Source organism: Micromonospora sp. L5 (genome assembly GCF_000177655.2).
Lineage (GTDB): Bacteria > Actinomycetota > Actinomycetes > Mycobacteriales > Micromonosporaceae > Micromonospora > Micromonospora aurantiaca.
Genome location: NC_014815.1, coordinates 241,141 through 258,939, shown reverse-complemented (window position 1 = coordinate 258,939; position 17,799 = coordinate 241,141). Strand labels below are relative to the sequence as shown.

Below are 17,799 nucleotides of genomic sequence, written 5' to 3'. Positions count from 1 at the left end.
TTCGGCCGGCGCCAGCCCTGATACGCCGGACGGCGACGAATCGGCGACGCTCAGGTGATGTCGCGGCGCATCGGGACGACCACGGCGATCGCGGCGGCGGCGATCGCGTACCCGGTCAGCAGCAGCGCGCCGGCCGCCGGTGGCAGGAGTGCGACGGCGTCGCTGCCGAGCTGCGCGGACATCGCGTCGGCGACGTACGTGAAGTCGGTGAGTGCGGCGGTGGCGCCGCCGGGCAGGAGCGGGTAGAGCGCGTTGACGCCGGGGATCATCATCAGTACGGGCTCGGCCAGGTACAGGTAGCCGACCACGACGCACACGGCAGCGACCTGGTTGCGGAGCAGCGCGCCCACGCCGGTGCCGACGAGGAGGTACACCGCCATCGCGACGCCGATGCGGGCGAGCAGCGCCAGCACTGTGGGAGCGGGCAGGCCCAGCGACACGCCACGCGCGGCGGCGACTGTGAACAGGGCCGCCGCGGCGGAGCCGGCCAGGGCGATCCCGTAGCCGAGGCCGACGATCGCGTGGGTGGCGAGTTTGGCGGCGAGCACCCGCCCTCGGCGCGGCGCGAACATGAACGTGACGGCGGCGGTGCCGTGCCGGTACTCGGACGTGGCCGCGAGGGCCCCGGCGGCGGCCGGCACGAAGGCGGTGAAACCGAGGATGCCGAGGATCGACCGCAGGCCCTCCTCGGTGTGCAGGCCAGGCATCGGCGGGTCGAAGTTCTCCGGTCCGACGAGCGCCATGAGCCCGACCAGGCCGCCGCCGAGCGCGAGGGCGGCGAGCAGCAGCCCGGTACACATGCGGGTGGCCAGCACCCGGCGTAGTTCCGCTCTGATCAGGTTCATCGGGCCTCCGCCGTGTCGGTGGTCAGTTCGAGGAAGAGCTGTTCGAGGCTCGTGGTCTCGGTGACCAGCTCGTGGATCCGCAGCCGGTGGTCCGCGGCCAGGTCGGCGACGCGCGGCGCGTCCAGTCCGCGTACCCGCAGTCGGCCGGGCCCGGCCGGTTCGACGGACCCGGCGTCCGCCGTCAGGGCGGCGGCCAGGTCGATGGCGTCCGGCGAGGTGACGAGCACCGTCGGCGGGCCGGTGAGCCGGGACCACGGCCCGGCGGCGACGAGTTCACCGCGCCGGATCACCACCACGTCGTCCACCACCTGCTGGGCCTCGTGCAGGACGTGGCTGGAGACGAGCACGGTGCGGCCCTCGTCGGCGAGCCGGCGTAGCAGGCCACGCAGCCACGACATGCCTTCCGGGTCCAGGCCGTTCGACGGTTCGTCGAGCAGCAGGACGCGGGGGTCGCCGAGCAGCGCCGTGGCGAGGCTGAGCCGCTGCCGCATGCCGGTGGAGAATTCCCGGGTACGACGGTCGGCGGCCTGCGCGAGGCCCAGCAGATCCAGCAGTTCCGCGACGCGACCGTCCGGGCAGCCGGCCATCGCGGCGTAGACGCCCAGGTGGTCACGGGCGGTGTGGCCGGGGTGGAACGCGTTGCCGTCGAACACCGCGCCGACGGTCCGCGACGGCTGGGCCAGTCGGCCGTACGGCTGCCCGCCGATCGTGGCGGCGCCGCCGGTCGGCGTCACCAGCCCGGTCAGCATGCGCATCGTGGTGGTCTTGCCGGCGCCGTTCGGGCCGAGAAAGCCGGTGACCGCGCCGGGTCGTACGGTGAACGTCAGGTCGCGGACGGCGGTGACGTCGCCGTAGCGCTTGGTCAGGCCCGACGCCTCGATCGCCAGCCGGTCGCCGGTCATGGCCGGCTCCTCGTCGCACGCCCGATCGTTTCGGCGAGGCGCGACGCGGCCGGGTCGGAGACGACGACCTCGTCGAACTCCCCGCCGGCCGCCGCGCGGTCCAGCACCAGGTGCAGACCGGGCTTACCGCGCCGGGCCGCCACGAGCTGCCGGGGACCGCCGAAGATGCCCCAGACGCCGACCTTGGCGAAGCCGGACACCGCGTACCCACGCCGGGCGCCACGGGCCAGCCGGATCGGCTCGTCCACCGGGGCGGCGTGCCGCACGGCGGCCAGGCGCAGCGTGAACCGCTCCCGGCCGACCCACATTCGTTCCCATCCGGTGAACCGGATGTCGATCACGTCGCGGTCAAGCGTTACCGATGCCATCAGTCGTCGCCCTTCGTCGTGTCGGAGTCGTGCGCTGACGTGTGCGTGTCGCCGGGGGTCGCCGGGCGGTCGGCGGGCATGAGGACGGTCGCCAGCAGCCGGGGGGTCCGTCCGCCGCCGGGCCCTCTGGCGAGCAACGGGCCGACCAGCGCGTTGAGCCCGGCCGCGAAATCGTGCAGCTCGGCGTCGGTCAGGTGCAGGACGAGCTGCTGGTATCCGACGCCGTCGGCGACGAAGTCGACGGACTCCCGGGCGAGGTAGCGGGAGAACTCCGACAGCAGACTCGACACGAACGCGGTGAAGTAGCGCGCGTGGTCCTCCGGCGTCGCCGTCGCCAGTGCTGCGGGGTCCAGCGCCGCGCCGTGCGCGGGCAGTGCGTACACCCGCTCGACGGCCCCGCGGACCTTGCGCTCCTGCACCACGTCGAGCATCCCGGTCTTCACGAGCGTCGCCAGGTGCCGGTAGAGGGTGGCCTGCGGGACGTCGGGCAGCAGCTCGACCAGGTCGTGCGTGGTCACCCGGGCACCGGCGACCGCGCGCAGGATGCGGATCCGCACCGGGTGCAGCGCGATCTCCGCCCACCGCTCCATCGACATCGTCACGCCACAGACGTTATCACTATCGAGAACGATAATGGTAGGCGATGAATGAGGACGGTGCCGGAGGGCAGCCGTCAGGCGGGCGGGCGGGTGTGGTGGGCGAGCACCCGCGCGAGCAGCCGGGTCAGCTCCGCACGCTCGTCCGGCGACAGTGGCGTGAGTAGCTCGTCCTGCACGGCGGCGAGTCGCTTCTCCAGCCGCCGCAACTGCCGGCGCCCGGCCGCGGTGATGGTGACGACGTTGCGCCGCCGGTCGGCCGGGTCCGGGCTGCGGGTGACGAACTCCCGCTCGGCGAGTTCGTTGAGTGCGGCCACCACGTCACTGACGTGGATGCCGCTGCGCCGGCCGAGCGCCGCCTGGCTGGCCGGCCCGAACTCGTCGAGCGTGGCGAGCAGCCGGAAGTGGTAGCCGCGCGCGTCGACAGCCGCGAGCCCGTCGCTCACCAGCCGCCCGGCGCGTACGGCGGTCCGGGTGATGAGCCAGCTCGGCAGGCCGGCCAGGCGGGTCGGTACGAGATCCGGCTCCGGGTTGTCCACGAACCCAGCCTAACCGAAACCGTTGGCGTCCCCAACGATCTGCGATACCGTTGGTCGCACCAACGTTAGTGTGACCAACGATCGGAGAGCGACAGTGATCGAGCCGTTCCGCGTCCACGTCCCCCAGGCCGACCTCGACGACCTGGCCGACCGCCTGGCCCGCACCCGCTGGCCCGACGAGCTACCGGACGCCGGGTGGGACTACGGCATCCCGCTGAGCCGGGTACGCGAGCTGGCCGAGCACTGGCGCACCGCGTACGACTGGCGGGAGGCCGAGGCCGAGCTGAACCGGTATCCGCAGTTCACCACCACAATCGACGGGCAGAACATCCACTTCCTGCACGTACGCTCCGCCGACCCGGACGCGCTGCCGCTGATCCTCACCCACGGCTGGCCCGGCTCGGTCGTGGAGTTCCTCGACGTGATCGGCCCGCTGTCCGAACAGTTCCACCTGGTCGTACCGTCGATCCCCGGGTTCGGCTTCTCCGGGCCGACCCGGGAGCGCGGCTGGGACGTCGACCGCGTCGCCCGCGCCTGGGCCGAGCTGATGCGCCGGCTCGGCTACCGGCGGTACGGCGCACAGGGCGGCGACTGGGGTTCGGTCATCTCCACCCGGCTCGGCGGCATCGACCCGGAGCACGTCGTCGGCGTACACCTCAACTACCTGCCCACGCCCCCGCCACCCGGCTGGACCGGGGAAGCCGGACTATCAGGCGAGGACCGGGACCGGCTCGCCCGGATCAGGCGGCTCAAGACGCAACGGCACCCTCATCAGGTGCTCTATGCCAGCCGGCCGCAGACCGTGTCGTACGCGCTCAACGACTCACCCGTCGGGCAGCTCGCGTGGATCGCGGAGAAGTTCACCGAGTGGACCGACCCGGGATCGGCCGTCAGCGTGGACCGCGTCCTCACCGACGTCTCGGTCTACTGGTTCACCGGCACTGCCGCCTCGTCCGCGCGGCTGGTGCGGGAGAGCGCGTTCGGTGGCCCGCCCGCGCCCTGCCCGCCCCCGCTCGGGGTCGCCGTGTTCGCGCACGACATCACCCGGTCCGTGCGGCCGATCGCCGAACTGACGTACACGATCCGGCAGTGGAGCGAGTTCGACCGGGGTGGTCACTTCGCCGCGCTGGAGGTGCCGGAGCTGTTCGTCGACGACGTCCGGTCCTTCTTCTGGAACCTGCGGTGACGGCGACGCTCAGCCCATGGCCGCCGCGAACATCCCGGGCTCGTACGAGCCGCCGCGCTGGTGCACGAGCACCGCGAACCGGTTCGCCGCGTTGATCAGCCCGAGCAGGCAGACCAGCGCGGCGATCTGGTCGTCGTCGTAGTGCTTGCGCACCTGCTCCCACGTCTCGTCGGACACGCCCTGGTGGGCGTCGGCGAGCCGGGTGCCCTCCTCGGCGAACGCCAGCGCCGCGCACTCGGCCTCGGTGAACACAGTCGACTCGCGCCAGGCGGCGACCAGGTTCAGCCGGACCGCGCTCTCGCCCCCGGCCACCGCCTCCTTGGTGTGCATGTCGATGCACCAGCCGCAGCCGTTGATCTGGCTGGCCCGCAGCGACACCAGCTCCTGGACGGTGCGGGGCAGCGACGACTGGTGGATCATCAGGCCCGCACCGGCGAAGCGCTTCATGAACGTCGCCGAGACCGGGTTCTCGAACAGGTTGAATCGGGTCTGCATGGTTGCGCCCTCTCTGCTGGGGTGGGCGTCGGACGAACACGAGATGCCGGGGACCGCCCCGGCGTGACGGCGGCACCGGGTGAGGACCACCACAGCGACCGGCTGTCACACGGCGACAGCGGCCGGCGTCTGGTGGGGAACGCAACCGAGCAGCGAAGGAGCCAGTCATGGCGGACCGCGCCACCGAGGACTTCCTCGCGCACCGGAACCTGCTCTTCACCGTCGCGTACGAGATGCTCGGCTCGGCGGCCGACGCGGAGGACGTGGTGCAGGAGACCTGGCTGCGCTGGGCCGGCGTCGACCTGGAGGCGGTCCGGGACCGGCGCGCCTACCTGGTCCGGATCGCCACCCGGCAGGCGTTGTCCCGGCTGCGCACGCTGGGGCGGCGCAAGGAGTCGTACGTCGGCTCGTGGCTGCCCGAACCGCTGCTCACCGCGCCCGACGTCGCAGACGACGTGACGCTTGCGGAGAGCGTGTCGATGGCGATGCTGCTGGTGCTGGAGACGCTCACGCCGACCGAGCGGGCCGTGTTCGTCCTGCGGGAGGTGTTCGACGTCGGCTACGACGAGATCGCCGAGACGGTCGAGCGGACCCCGGTCGCCGTGCGGCAGATCGCGCACCGGGCGCGGGCCCACGTCGCGGCGCGCCGCCCCCGGCGTACCGTCCCGGCGGCCGAGGCCCGCGACGCGCTCGACGCGTTCCGGCGGGCGGTCGAGACCGGCGACCTGGACGGGCTGCTCCGCGTCCTGGCCGCGGACGCCGTGCTGGTCGGCGACGGCGGCGGGATCAAGCAGGCGATCGCCCGCCCGGTCACCGGCGGCGACAAGGTGGCCCGCCTGCTCGCGGGCGGCTGGCGCCGGATCGCTGCCGTGGCGTCGATGGAACCGGTGCAGGTCAACGGCTACCCGGCGCTGCTGGTACGCCTCGACGGCGAGCTGGACACGGTCGTCGCGGTACGCCTCGACGACGGCCGGATCAGCGGCCTCTACGCGGTGCGCAACCCGGAGAAGCTGTCCCACATGACCCGCGAGACGACGCTGCGCCGGTGACCGGCGGAAAGGCACGGCGGGAGGGCACCGCGGGCGGAGCGTGCGACGATCGCCGGATGAGCAGCGCCGCCTCCCCCGACGTCAGCGCCCTCGCCATCAACGTCACAGTGCCGGAGGAGTTGCGCTGGACCGACACCCGGCGCGGCGAGGAGTTCACGCTGACCACGCTCAACATCCGGCTGCTGCCGGACGGGCGCCTCGCCGCGAAGGCGTACGGCCGGCCCACTGCCGGTGGACGCGGCGCGTACGTGTCGTTCCGGGTGCCGGACCGGCCGGAGCTGGCCGCGCTCGTGGCCGCGGCGGCCGACCGCGCCGCCGCGCTCTGGGCCGCGCACGGCGGCCTGGACTGACCGCGCTCAGCGGCGGACGCCCACCCCGCCGTAGCCGTGCGACACCGCCGCCTGCGGCTCGCCGTCGGGCCGCCAGTCCGCCACCTTGACCAGGCCCGGCTCGACCAGTTCGTACCCGTCGAGGAACCGGGCCACCTCGTCGCGGGTGCGGGGCACGAGCGGGGAACTGCTGCGGCGGTAGATCGCTGTGCCCTGCTCGGTGGGCAGCGTCGGCAGGCCGTCCAGGGTGAGGTGGGACAGCGCGAGCACGCTGCCCGGGACTGTCGCGTCGCGCAGCGTCGCCACCGCCGCGTACGGGTCGTCGGCGTCCGGCACGAAGTGCAGCACCGCGAGCAGCAGCACCGCGACCGGCTCGCTCAGGTCGATGGTGTCCCGCAGCGTCGGGTCGGCCAGCAGGTCGCCGGGACGCCGCAGGTCGCCCTGGAGCACGACGGTGCGGCCGTCGGTGGGGAGCAACCGCCGGGCGTACGCGACGGCGACCTCGTCGTGGTCGACGTAGACCACCCGGGCGTCGGGGCGTACCGCGCGGACCACCTCGTGCACGTTGCCCTGGGTGGGCAGGCCGGCGCCGATGTCGAGGAACTGGCGTACGCCCTGCCCGGCCGCCCAGCGCACGACCCGGCGCAGGAACGCGCGGTTGCTCTGCGCGGCGACGCCGGTGTCCGGGAAGATCTTCAGGACCTCCTCGGCGGCGGCGCGGTCGGCCGCGAAGTTGTGGCAGCCGCCGAGGTAGTAGTCGTACATCCGGGCGACATTGGGTCGGTTCTCAGCCTCCGTCACGCCTCGATGTGTAGCACTCTGGGCGACACACCGCTGACCCGTCGTGTCGGTGGTCCGGCCGATCCCGCCGTCCACCTGGTACGACGGTGGGACACGCCGGCGCGAGGAGGTACCGATGACAGGTGGACGGGAGACAGTGGAGGTCGAGCCGGTGGTGTTCCGCGCCGTCTACGACTCGCCCGCGTCGCTGCCCGGGCGGCACCGGTGGACCACCCCGGAGGCGGACGTGCGACGGCTGGAGAAGCTGCTGAACATGCCGGCGCGCAGCATCGGCGCACCGCTGTGGGTCAGCGGCGACGAGCCGGACTGCCCGAAGTGCGGGCGGCGAGTCACCTGGTACGACATCGTCGCGTCCGCGCTGCACGGCGTACACGACCACACGATGATCGCGCGGGTGATCCTCGGCGAGCGCAAGTACGTGAACACCGAGGTGCCGGACGCGATCCCGGGTGTCCACTGTGCCGACTGCCGCACCCCGATCACCGGGCTGCGCAGCTTCAAGTGCCACAACTGGGCGTACGCGTTCGAGGCGCTGGAGGAAGTCGTCGCCCGGATGTCCGGCCTGCCGGCTCAGTCGCCGCCCGCCTCCTGAGCGCGCCGTTCCGGACGGCGGCCGGGCGGGGCCTCCGGCTCGGGACCGGGGTCGGGCACCGGCGGCATCGGCCGGGTGACCGGCCCGTCGCCGGTGACGCGGAGCTGTTCGCCGTGGTGCCACAGCTCCACCGCGTCACCAGGCCCGGCGTCCGGCAGCTCGTAGCGGGCCTCCCGTTCGGTGAGCGTGACCCGCAGCCGGTGCCCGTGCCGGCGCAGGTGGAACGCGAGCCGGGTGATCGGCCGGGGTAGCCGCGGCTCGAACGCGAGCACGCCCCGGTCGTCGCGCAGCCCGCCGAAGCCCTGCGCCACCACCAGCCAGGCGCCGGCCAGGGACGCCAGGTGCAGCCCGTCGGCGGTCTTGTCGCCCAGGTCGGCGAGGTCCTGGAACGCCGTCTCGGCGAACAGGTCGTACGCCAGGTCGAGGTGCCCGACCTCGGCGGCGAGGATCGCCTGCGCGGACGCCGACAGCGACGAGTCCCGGACGGTCCGCGCCTCGTAGTAGGCGACGTTGCGCGTCTTCTCCTCGGCGGTGAACTCCCCCGGGCAGCGCAGCATGGCCAGCACCAGGTCGGCCTGCTTGACCACCTGCTTGCGGTACAGCTCCTGGTAGGGGAAGTGCAGCAGCAGCGGGTAGTCGTCCTCGCCGGTGCCGGCGAAGTCCCACTCCGGCTGCGCGGTGAATCCGGCCGACTGCTCGTGCACGCCGCGCTTGCCGTCGTACGGGACGAACATGGCGTCGGCGGCGGCCCGCCAGCCGGCCACCTCGGCGGCGTCGACGCCGAGCCGCGCGGCCACCTCGGGGCAGTCCTCCGCGGCGTCGGCGGCGCCGCGCAGGTTGCGCCGCGCCATCAGGTTGGTGAAGACGTTGTCGTCGACCAGCGCCGAATATTCGTCCGGGCCGGTGACGCCGGTCAGGTGGAACGCGCCGCCGTCGTCGAAGTGGCCGTAGCCGTGCCACAGCCGGGCGGTCTCGATCAGCACCTCGGCGCCGCACTCGGCGAGGAACGCGGTGTCGCCGGTGGCCGCCACGTACCGCAGCACCGCGTCGGCGATGTCGGCGTTGACGTGCAGGCCCGCGCTGCCGGCCGGCCAGTAGCCGGAGCACTCCCGGCCGCTGAGCGTCCGCCACGGGTAGGTGGCGCCGGTCAGGCGCAGCTCGGCCGCCCGGTCGCGGGCCTCGGGCAGGTGGGCGTGCCGCCAGCGCAGCGCCGAGCGGGCCAGTTCCGGCGCCAGGTACGTCAGCACCGGCAGCACGTAGCCCTCGGTGTCCCAGAGCACGTGCCCGTCGTAGCCGTTGCCGGTCAGCCCCTTGGCCGGGATGGTCCGGTCGCCGTCGGCGCGGCCGGACTGGAGCAGGTGGAACACCGAGAACCGCACCGCGAGCTGCAGCTCCGGGTCGCCCTCCAGTTCGACGTCGGCGGTGTCCCACGCCGCGTCGAGCGCGGCGCGCTGCTCGGTGAGCAGGGCGTCGAACCCGTCGTCCCGGGCCGTGGCCGCCTCCGCGACGACCAGGTCGGCCAGCTCACCGGCCGGGGTGCCGTCGACGTCCGTGCACTCGTACGCGGCGAACCGGGTGACCCGGATGCGCTCGCCGGGGCGTACCGGACCGGACAGCGCCAGCCGGAACCGGTCGGCGGTCAGCTCGGTGTCGGTGGCGATCTCGTCGGGCGCCTCGACCCGGTGCGCGACGGCGACGGCGACCCGCTGGCCGCTGCGCCCGGTCCGGTGCACGAGCACCCCGTCGGGGCCGTCGTCGCGGCGGATCTCGCCGGTGAGCGGGTCGTGGATCACCGAGGCGGCCCGGGGGTCGTCGGCGCGTTCCGGCACCCGCTGGTTGGCGAGCAGGTCGGCGCCGACCCGCAGCCGGACCGGCTCGTCCAGCGGCTCGACCGCCCAGTCGACGGCGGCGACCGGACGGCGGGTCAGCGAGACCAGGCGGGTGCTGCGGATCCGGACACCCCGGCCGCCAGGCGAGACCCACTCGGTCTCCCGGCGGACCACCCCCGCGCGCAGGTCCAGTTCCTGGTGGTGCCGCCGGATCGTGCCGGTGCTCAGGTCCAGCGGCTCGTCGTCGACCCAGAGCCGGATCAGGGCGGCGTTCGGCGCGCTGATCACGGTGTCGCTGCGTTCCGGGAACGCGTACCCGCTCTCCGGGTAGGTCAGCTCGTGCTGCTCGTGGAACCCGTTGAGGTAGCTGCCGGGCATGCCGCAGGGCTCGCCCTCGTCGAGCGTCCCGCGCCAGCCCACCCAGCCGTTGGCGAGCGCGAAGACGGACTCGGTCTCGCCCAGCCGGTCCAGGTCCGCGCTCGTGCGCCGGATCCGCCAACCGTCGTCGCCGTGCGGCACGTGCCCTCCCGAGTCCGAAGCCTGGACCGCCACCGAACCAGACCCGGCTGGGAGGTGGCTGGGACTCCGATACCCGTGGCGAACCCGCCCGCACCTGCGGGTGGCCGATCACACGGTGACGAGCACCAGCGTGGCGGCGGTGCCGAGCACCAGGAACGGACCGAACGGCAGGTGCCCGGACCAGCGGACCCGCCGGGCGGCGAGCAGCGCCACCCCGGCCGACCCGGCGAGGAGGAGCGCGAGCACCAGCCCGGCCACCAGCACCGGCCAGCCGTACCAGCCGAGCAGCGCGCCCGCGCCGAGCGCCAGCTTGGCGTCGCCGAGACCGAAGCCGCGCCGTCCGAACAGCAGCGTGGTCGCGGCGAAGCCGCCGCCGAGCGCCAGAGCGGCCAGGACGGCGCGTACCAGCGGGTCGACGCCCGGACCGGTCAGCGCGGCCACCCCGAGCAGCGCCCACACGCCGGCGGCGGCCGGCCAGGTGAGCCGGTCGGGCAGGCGGTGCGCCATCGCGTCCACGATCGTCATCGGCACCGCCCAGACCAGCCACCACGCCAGCGCCAGCCGCGCGGCGGGCGCGCCGCCGGCGAACACCGGCACGGCCACCGCGAGCAGCAACGCCACCTCCACCACCGCGGGCGGCGCGCCGACCCGGGCCCGGCAGGCCGGGCACCGGGCCACGGGGCCGAGCGCCGGCAGCGGCCGGTCCAGCCCGATCGGGGCGCCGCAGCCGTCGCACGCCGTCCGGTCCGGGCACCCCGGCGGTACGGCGTAGCGCGCCACCGCCAGCCGGAGCAGGGGTACGACCGTCAGGGCGGCGGTCAGCCGGGTGCTCGGACGGCGGGCGTCGGCCACCGGTCCGGTACGCCGCACCCGTTCAGCCGTCATGCCGGATCCCCCGTCCGGTCGCCGTGCGTTCCATCGTGAAGCACGCAGAGTGATTTATCGCTTGCGCGGATGTGACGGCCGAGGCGCACAGGAACGGGTGGTGCGACGCGGCGACGGCCAGAACGAGCGGTGGCGTGAGCCCCGCCGGACCGGTGGGACGGATCGGACGAGCGGCATGCTCCCCACCCATACCGGCGGCCCGTCGCCACCGCCGCGGCGCGTACGGGTGAGCACACACCAGCCGGCCCGGAGCCCTGCCGAAGCCCGCTCGTCATCGTGGTGACACACACCGGCCACCACCTCCCGTCTTCACTCACCGTGTTCACGTGAATTGCCTCTGTTGCATCGGCGGACGTGAGCCTATGCTCGCCCCTTGGGTACGACGCAACCCCCGATCAATTGGCGTCGGAGGCACCAGGGCACAGAATCCGCAGCGATCAGTACAGGTCAATACAAGTGGCGGCGACGGGGGCCCGGAGTGACAGTTCCGGGCGCGCTTCCGCATGCCCGGAGCGGGTCGGCGTGATCGCCCCGGGCCGGCACCGAGGAGGGATCGGCGTTGCGCACACGGCAATCCCGCCGATGGGAAATCTTCCTGCTCAGCATCGTGCTGGTGGTCGGCTCGGCCGGCTGCGGCACCGAGCCGGAGGCGGTCACCCGTCCGCTGACCGGCCGCGCCGCCGCACCCGCCGCCCATTCCAGCGCCGAGGAGAACGCGGCCGGAAAAGCGGCTCTGGCCGCCTATTCCGGCTATCTCGACGCGTCCCGGGCAGCCAGTGCGCGCAGCGATCCGTCCCATCCCGCTCTGACCCGTTTTCTGGCTGATCCGCTGCTGACCCGGGTGCGAATGGCGATTCTCGACGCGAAGGAGCACGGCGCGATGCGTACCGGGAAACTGGTCTCCGACCCCGAGGTCGTGTCGGTCGACCTGGCCGCCCGCCCGCCCACAGTCGAGATCCAGGACTGCCTGGACGCGAGCGGCTACCGGCTCGTCTACGCCAAGGACCGCAAGGCCGTGCCCGGCACGCGCGGCGGGCGCTACCTGGCCACCGCCACGGCGGTCCGGTACCCGGACGGCCGGTGGCTGATCAACGGCGGCGCCGCGCACCAGGACCAGCCGTGCTGACCTGGGGAGGAAGGGGTGTCCCGGCCCGGCCGGCCCGGGCCGGGACGCTCCGCCGGCTGCTGCTCGCCGCCGGCCTGGCCGCGCTGCTGACGCTCACCGGCGCACCCGCCCGCGCCGCCGACCCCGGTGGGTCCTGCCCGCCGGAACAGACCGACTGCGACGTCTGGGACGACGACCCCGGCACCCCGGGCGGACCGGGTGGGCCGGGTGGGCCGGGTGGCGGCGGGGACAACGGCGGCGGGGGCGGCAGCACCCCGAAGTGCCAGTGGAACGGCCGGGCCATCCCCTGCTACCACCCGATTCTCGGCTGGTTCAACAACGCCGACGGCTGCTACTACAAGCTCGAAGAGCCGCAGGACGAGGCCCCTCCCGGCAAGCAGTGGTACCAGCTCACCTGCAACGGTGGCGACCTCGGCAGCCTGCGCCGGGCGCTTCTCGACGCGCCGCCGCCCGGCTACGGCGCGCCGCCGGACCCGGAGGAACTGGCCCGCCGCGCGCTGGCCTCGATCTCGCTGCTCCCGCCCCGCGCCGCCGTGGCGCCCCGGCGCAGCCAGGGCCCCGGCCTGGTCGGGCTGCCCGTCTGGATGTGGGCCAGCCCGGGCGCGGCGTACTTCGGGCCGCTGTCCGCGTCCGCCTCCGACCGGGGACTGACCGTGGAGATCACCGCGAAGGTGGACCGGATCGTCTGGCACATGTCCGACGACATCGACGTCACCTGCGACGGGCCGGGCACGCCCTACCGGGCCGACGGGCCGAGGGCCGGCTCCACCTCACCCGACTGCGGCCTCGACCAGGGCTATCCGAAGGCCGGCACCTACCAGGTGAGCGCCACGACGTTCTGGACCGTCGAGTGGTCCGGCGGCGGCGAGAGCGGCGTCATCGCCCAGAGCCGGTCCAGCGGCGTCGTCCTGGTACAGATCAACGAGCTTCAGGTGGTGACCCGATGAGTGTCGTGGCAGCCCGCAACGGAACCCCGGTGGAGGCGCCGGTCGCGCCGCCGAAGGTGGTCCGGCAACGACGCGTCCGCCCCGGCCTGCTCGGCCTGGCGGTCCTGCTGATCGCCCTCGGCGGTCTGGGCGCCGCGTTCGCGGTCACCTCGGTCCGCTCCACCGGCACGTACCTCGCAGTGGCCCGGCCGGTCGACGTGGGACACCAACTGACCGCCGACGACCTGGTGCCGGTACGCGTCTCCGGCGGGCGGGAACTCCAGCCGGTGCCCGCCGACCGGATGGACGAGGTGCTGGGGTTGCGGGCGGCCGTCCGGCTCACCCCGGGCACGCTGCTCACCCCGGCGCAGCTCACCGAGGCCCCGCTGCTCGGCCCCGGTCAGCAGCAGATCGCGCTGGGGCTGGAACCCGAGCAGGTGCCGGCGCGCAAGCTGCACCCCGGCGACAAGGTGCTGCTGGTCAGCACGCCGTCGAACGCCACCGGTGGCGGCTCGGAGGCGTCCCGCGGCGGCGGCACCCGGTTCGAGGGCACCGTGATCGACACCGCCGCGCCGCAGAACGGCGACGTGGTGGTCTACCTGGCGCTTGCCGTACGGGACGTACCAGCTGTCGTGGCGCTCGCCGCCGACGACCGGATCGCGCTCGTGCTCACCGAGGCGGCCTGATGGCGATCATCGCCCTGGTCTCGGCGAAGGGTTCGCCGGGCGTCACCACCGCCGCGCTCGCCGCCGCGCTGAGCTGGCACCGGCGGCTCGTGCTGGCCGAGTGCGACCCGGCGGGCGGCTCGATCCTCGCCGGTTACCTCGGCGGGGCGCTGGACGGCCCGCGCGGCATCGGTGAGCTGGCGGTGGGTGAGCTGCGGGACGGCAGCCTGGAGCACGCGTTCTGGTCCCAGCTGGTCGACCTGGACGCGCCCCGCCGCGAGCGGCTGCTGCTGCCCGGCGTCGTGGACCCGGCCCAGGCCGGCAGCGTGATCCCGCTCTGGCAGCGCTTCGCCGACTACTTCACCGGGCTGGAGCGGGGCGAACCGCCGTACGACGTGCTCGTCGACTGTGGCCGGCTGGCAGTGGGCGGTCCACCGTGGCCGCTGCTGCGGGCCGCCGCGGTGGTACTGCTGGTGACCCGCGCGCACCTGCCCGACCTCTCCGCCACCCGGGCCACCGCCCGCGCGATCGAGCGGGACCTCACCGAGCACCGCGTACCGCCCGGCACGCTGCGCCTCCTCGTCGTCGGGGACGGGCACGGCACCAGCGAGATCAGCAAGGCGCTACGGCTGCCGGTGATCGCCCGCCTGCCGCACGACCCGCGTACCGCCGAGGTGCTCGCCCACGGCGGCACCGTACGGGCCAACCGGCCGCTGATGCGCGCGGCCGGCGCCCTGGAGGTGCCGGTACGGGCGCTGCTGGACCGGCGGCGCGCCCGGCTGGCCTGGCCCGGGGCGACCACACCGCGCGCGGTGACCGCGCCGAGCGTGCCGGGGGTGTCCGGTGCGGTTTGAGCCGGTCTCCCACGACCCACGCGCGCAGCAGCCGGGCGTCGTCTCCACTGTGCCGCCGCTCGCCCCGCCGAACGGGCGGCACCACGTCCCCGGCCCGGCGCCCGCCGCGCCCCCGGCGCCACCGCCACGCCCCCGGGTCGACTTCGCCGTGGTCCGCGAGCTGCGCCGGGAACTGAGCGAACGACTCACCCACTGGCAGCGCGGACGCGAGTTCGACGCCGACGCCGAGGAGGTCGAGCGCGCCCGGCTGGCGGTAGCCGTGGTGTCCGCGTACGCCGACTCGGTACGCCGGGCCGGCACGCCGATGGCCGCGGACTCGGAACGCCTGCTGCTCGACCAGGTCACAGCCGAACTCGTCGGGCTGGGCCGGCTCCAGACGCTGCTCGTCGACGACAGCATCGAGGAGGTGCACATCCTCGGCTGCGACCAGGTACGCATCACCCGGCACGGCGGCGGCGTCGACTGGGCCGAGCCGATCGCCGAGACCGACGACGAGCTGGTGGAGATCCTCCAGGCGGCGGCCCGCCGGGCCGGTGCCACCGAGCGGTCACTGTCCACCTCGAAGCCCACGCTCGACCTGCAACTACCGGACGGCAGCCGGCTCGCCGCCGTGTTCCTGGTCAGCCACCGCCCGTACGCGGTGATCCGCAAGCACAACACGCTCGAAGTGAGCCTGGAGGACATCGCGGGCGGCCGGCCCGACCTGGACGAGATGATCGACCCGCTGCTGCGCGACTTCCTCCGCGCGTCCATGCGGGCCGGGCTGAACATCATGGTCGCCGGGCTCGCCGGTGCCGGGAAGACCACTGTCATCCGCGCGCTGATGGACGAGATCCCGGCCGACGAGCCGTACGTGCTGCTGGAGGAGAGCCGGGAGCTGCTGCCGGCCCGGCGCGGGCACAAGCACCGGGCGGTGATGAGCTTCGAGTCCCGGGAGGGCCACGGCGAGCGCGGCGCGGACGGGCGGCCGGCGGGTGAGGTCAGCATCGCCGACCTGATCCCGGTGTCACTGCGCATGGGCGTGCTGCGGATCATCGTCGGCGAGGTGCGGTCCCGGGAGATCGTGCCGATGCTCCAGGCGATGACCACCAGCCGCGGGTCGATGTGCACCATCCACGCGCGTACCCCCTCGGGGGTGAGCGAACGCATCATCGAGCTGGCGCTGTCCCACGGCCGGGAGATGACAGTCGACCAGGCCCGCCGGATGGCCGGCAACGCGCTCGACCTGATCGTCTACGTGACGGTCGAGGACGAGACAGCGATCGGCGGGCGCAAGCACCGGTTCGTCTCGCACGTCGAGGAGGTCATCGGCGTCGGCGAGGGCAACCGGATCACCACCACGACCGTCTTCGGCCCCGGGCCGGACGGCCGTGCGGTCCCCCGCCACCTGCCCGAACGCATCCGCGACCAACTGCTGCGCGTCGGCTACGACGCCCGCCTGCTCACCCGGTTCGTCGAGGCCGGCGTGGGCGCTTGGCGGCGGCCCCGGCACACCCGCCTCGGGGCGCGGCCGAGCGGAGGCCCGGCGTGACGCAGATCGAACTGATCGCCCTGGTCTCCGGCGCGGCCTGCGTGGCCGGGCTGGTGCTGACAGTCGTCGCGCTCGTCGGCACCCGCCGCCCGCCGGGTCCGGCGCCCGGTGCCGGGCCGGGCCTGAGCCGGCTCTGGACCGGTTCCGGCGCGAGCCGCGCCGACCAGCGCCGCTACCAGCTCCTGCTCGGCGCCGCTGTGGTCGCCGGGGCGGCGGCGTTCCTGCTCACCGGGCTGCCGGTGGTCGGCCTGCTGGTGGCGCTCGCGGTACCGGGCGTGCCGTGGCTGTTCGCGGTCGGCCGGGCCGAGCAGCGGGCCATCGCCCGGGTCGAAGCCGTAGGCGAGTGGACCCGCCGGCTCAAGGACATCTCGGCCACCGGCCAGGGACTCCAGCAGGCGATCATCGGCACCATCGCCACCGCGCCGGAGGAGATCCAGGAGGAGGTACGCACGCTCGCCGCCCGCCTTCAGGCCGGCTGGCTGGCCCGCTCCGCGCTGCTCGCCTTCGCCGACGAGATCGCCGACCCGGTCGCCGACCAGGTGGTGGCCGCGCTGATCCTGCACCTCACCGACCGGGGCGAGCGCCTCGGCGACGTGCTCGGGTCGATCGCCACCGCCGCCTCGGCCGAGGTGGCGACCCGGCGCGAGGTCGAGGCGAAACGCACGCAGCCCCGGTTCGCGGTCCGCTTCCTCACGGGCATGACGCTGGCGACGCTCGCGTACGGGCTGGTGAACAGCGACTACATCCGTCCTTACGGGACGCTGACCGGTCAGCTCGTGATGGCGGTGCTCGGCGCGGCGTTCGTCGGCCTGCTGGTCTGGGTGCGCTCGATGAGCCAGCCGCCCCGGCCGGCGCGGTTCCTGCCCGCGCCCGACCTGGATGAGGCGATCGCATGATCCTCAACTGGCAGCTGGCGATCGCGGTGCTCGGCGGGTGCGCGGTCGGACTCGGGCTGTTCCTGGTCGTACGCGAGGCGCTGCCGGCCACCCCGGCGCTCGGGCCGGCGCTGCGCCGGCTGCACCAGCCGCCCGGCCAGGCCCCGGCCGCCGGCGCCGGGCCGGACTGGCTCGGCGGGTTCGCCCGCTGGCTGCGCCCGCCGCACCGGCAACTCGCCCTGCTCGACCGCACCCCGGAGCAGTACGCGCTGTCGGTGCTGCTCTCCGCGCTCGTCGGCTTCGCCACCCCGGCGGTCGCGTCGGCGGTGCTCTTCGTCGGCGGGGTGGCGCTGCCGGTGGCCGTACCGGTGGTGGCCAGCCTGGGCCTGGCGCTCGGCGCCGGACTGCTCGCGCACCGCACGGTCCTGGCCAAGGCGGACGCCGCCCGGGACGAGTTCCGGCAGGCGGTCTGCACCTACCTCGACCTGGTGGCGTTGCAGCTGTCCGCCGCGCACGGCCCGGTGCAGTCGCTGGAACGCGCGGCGGCGGTCTGCGACGGCTGGGTCTTCGACCGGATCCGGGAGGCGCTGCGGCTCGCGCAGCTCCAGATGCACTCGCCCTGGGACGAGTTGCAGGAGCTGGCCGAGCGCATCGGCATCCCGGAGCTGGGTGATGTGGGCGCCATCATGCGCTCCTCCGGCAGTGAGGGCGCCCAGGTGCACGAGACGTTGCGGTCCCGCGCCGACTCGCTGCGCGACCAGATCCGCACCGACAACCTGGCCCGGGCCGAGGGGGTCACCAGCAAGTTGGACATCCCCGGCTCGCTGCTGGTGTTCGTCCTGCTCGGCTTCGCCGTCTATCCGTTCCTCGCCCGTCTGTGAACCCAC

20 protein-coding genes are annotated in these 17,799 nt (G+C 74.0%); 11 read left to right on the top strand and 9 right to left on the bottom strand.

Features of this window, described 5'->3' with window-relative positions; genetic code table 11:
• Positions 1 to 50: 50 nt before the first annotated feature.
• The 5 genes from ML5_RS01325 to ML5_RS01305 form a co-directional block, all read right to left on the bottom strand.
• Positions 51 to 845: an ABC transporter permease gene (locus ML5_RS01325; protein ID WP_013473478.1), complete on the bottom strand. Its 795-nt coding sequence runs from the start codon at positions 843 to 845 to the stop codon at positions 51 to 53.
• Positions 842 to 1,747: an ABC transporter ATP-binding protein gene (locus ML5_RS01320; protein ID WP_013473477.1), complete on the bottom strand. Its 906-nt coding sequence runs from the start codon at positions 1,745 to 1,747 to the stop codon at positions 842 to 844. The genes ML5_RS01325 and ML5_RS01320 overlap by 4 nt, the downstream gene beginning before the upstream one ends.
• Positions 1,744 to 2,115, bottom strand: coding sequence for a hypothetical protein (locus ML5_RS01315; RefSeq protein ID WP_013473476.1), 372 nt, complete (start codon positions 2,113 to 2,115; stop codon positions 1,744 to 1,746). The genes ML5_RS01320 and ML5_RS01315 overlap by 4 nt, the downstream gene beginning before the upstream one ends.
• Positions 2,115 to 2,711: a helix-turn-helix domain-containing protein gene (locus ML5_RS01310; protein ID WP_013473475.1), complete on the bottom strand. Its 597-nt coding sequence runs from the start codon at positions 2,709 to 2,711 to the stop codon at positions 2,115 to 2,117. The genes ML5_RS01315 and ML5_RS01310 overlap by 1 nt, the downstream gene beginning before the upstream one ends.
• 77 nt (positions 2,712 to 2,788) lie before the next feature.
• Positions 2,789 to 3,250: a MarR family winged helix-turn-helix transcriptional regulator gene (locus tag ML5_RS01305; protein ID WP_013473474.1), complete on the bottom strand. Its 462-nt coding sequence runs from the start codon at positions 3,248 to 3,250 to the stop codon at positions 2,789 to 2,791.
• Between the two features lie 94 nt (positions 3,251 to 3,344).
• On the opposite strand from ML5_RS01305, the gene ML5_RS01300 reads away from it, so the two are divergent.
• Entirely contained in the window at positions 3,345 to 4,436 is a 1,092-nt protein-coding gene (locus ML5_RS01300; protein ID WP_013473473.1) for an epoxide hydrolase family protein, read from the top strand.
• Positions 4,437 to 4,445: 9 nt separating this feature from the next.
• On the opposite strand, the gene ML5_RS01295 is transcribed toward ML5_RS01300, so the two are convergent.
• Positions 4,446 to 4,931 (bottom strand): carboxymuconolactone decarboxylase family protein, encoded by a 486-nt coding sequence (locus ML5_RS01295; protein WP_013283476.1) that lies wholly within the window; start codon positions 4,929 to 4,931, stop codon positions 4,446 to 4,448.
• 167 nt (positions 4,932 to 5,098) lie between these two features.
• On the opposite strand from ML5_RS01295, the gene ML5_RS01290 reads away from it, so the two are divergent.
• Together ML5_RS01290 and ML5_RS01285 are read left to right on the top strand one after the other, a co-directional pair.
• Complete coding sequence (locus ML5_RS01290; RefSeq protein ID WP_013283475.1) at positions 5,099 to 5,980, top strand: RNA polymerase sigma-70 factor; 882 nt, start codon at positions 5,099 to 5,101, stop codon at positions 5,978 to 5,980.
• 56 nt (positions 5,981 to 6,036) lie between these two features.
• Positions 6,037 to 6,330, top strand: a complete 294-nt coding sequence (locus ML5_RS01285; RefSeq protein ID WP_047892875.1) for a hypothetical protein — start codon at positions 6,037 to 6,039, stop codon at positions 6,328 to 6,330.
• Positions 6,331 to 6,336: 6 nt separating this feature from the next.
• On the opposite strand, the gene ML5_RS01280 is transcribed toward ML5_RS01285, so the two are convergent.
• Positions 6,337 to 7,110 carry an SAM-dependent methyltransferase gene (locus tag ML5_RS01280; protein ID WP_013283473.1) on the bottom strand — a complete coding sequence of 258 codons (774 nt, stop codon included), beginning with the start codon at positions 7,108 to 7,110 and terminating at the stop codon, positions 6,337 to 6,339.
• A 115-nt stretch (positions 7,111 to 7,225) separates the two neighbouring features.
• Between ML5_RS01280 and ML5_RS01275 the strand changes: the two genes are divergently transcribed.
• A complete protein-coding gene (locus ML5_RS01275; protein WP_013283472.1) occupies positions 7,226 to 7,702 on the top strand; it encodes a hypothetical protein in 477 nt (158 codons plus the stop codon).
• Here ML5_RS01275 and ML5_RS01270 read toward each other — a convergent pair.
• On the bottom strand, positions 7,681 to 10,050 hold the full coding sequence (locus ML5_RS01270) for a glycoside hydrolase family 65 protein (RefSeq protein ID WP_013473471.1): 2,370 nt from the start codon (positions 10,048 to 10,050) through the stop codon (positions 7,681 to 7,683). The two genes, ML5_RS01275 and ML5_RS01270, sit on opposite strands and share 22 nt — an antisense overlap.
• Before the next feature lie 108 nt (positions 10,051 to 10,158).
• The gene (locus ML5_RS01265; RefSeq protein ID WP_013473470.1) at positions 10,159 to 10,935 is read right to left on the bottom strand and encodes an A24 family peptidase; all 777 of its coding nucleotides are present in this window, start codon (positions 10,933 to 10,935) and stop codon (positions 10,159 to 10,161) included.
• 559 nt (positions 10,936 to 11,494) lie between these two features.
• Between ML5_RS01265 and ML5_RS01260 the strand changes: the two genes are divergently transcribed.
• From ML5_RS01260 to ML5_RS01230, 7 genes are read left to right on the top strand one after another with little or no spacing between them, the layout of a single operon-like run.
• Entirely contained in the window at positions 11,495 to 12,061 is a 567-nt protein-coding gene (locus tag ML5_RS01260; protein ID WP_013283469.1) for a hypothetical protein, read from the top strand.
• A complete protein-coding gene (locus ML5_RS01255) occupies positions 12,055 to 13,008 on the top strand; it encodes a hypothetical protein (RefSeq protein WP_013283468.1) in 954 nt (317 codons plus the stop codon). Before ML5_RS01260 ends, ML5_RS01255 begins: the two co-directional genes overlap by 7 nt.
• Complete coding sequence (locus ML5_RS01250) at positions 13,005 to 13,673, top strand: SAF domain-containing protein (RefSeq protein WP_013473469.1); 669 nt, start codon at positions 13,005 to 13,007, stop codon at positions 13,671 to 13,673. Before ML5_RS01255 ends, ML5_RS01250 begins: the two co-directional genes overlap by 4 nt.
• Entirely contained in the window at positions 13,673 to 14,506 is an 834-nt protein-coding gene (locus tag ML5_RS01245) for a hypothetical protein (RefSeq protein ID WP_013283466.1), read from the top strand. The genes ML5_RS01250 and ML5_RS01245 overlap by 1 nt, the downstream gene beginning before the upstream one ends.
• Positions 14,496 to 16,037, top strand: coding sequence for a CpaF family protein (locus ML5_RS01240; protein ID WP_013473468.1), 1,542 nt, complete (start codon positions 14,496 to 14,498; stop codon positions 16,035 to 16,037). The genes ML5_RS01245 and ML5_RS01240 overlap by 11 nt, the downstream gene beginning before the upstream one ends.
• A complete protein-coding gene (locus ML5_RS01235) occupies positions 15,980 to 16,933 on the top strand; it encodes a type II secretion system F family protein (RefSeq protein ID WP_369752094.1) in 954 nt (317 codons plus the stop codon). Before ML5_RS01240 ends, ML5_RS01235 begins: the two co-directional genes overlap by 58 nt.
• Complete coding sequence (locus tag ML5_RS01230; RefSeq protein ID WP_041784387.1) at positions 16,933 to 17,793, top strand: type II secretion system F family protein; 861 nt, start codon at positions 16,933 to 16,935, stop codon at positions 17,791 to 17,793. Before ML5_RS01235 ends, ML5_RS01230 begins: the two co-directional genes overlap by 1 nt.
• Positions 17,794 to 17,799: the final 6 nt, after the last annotated feature.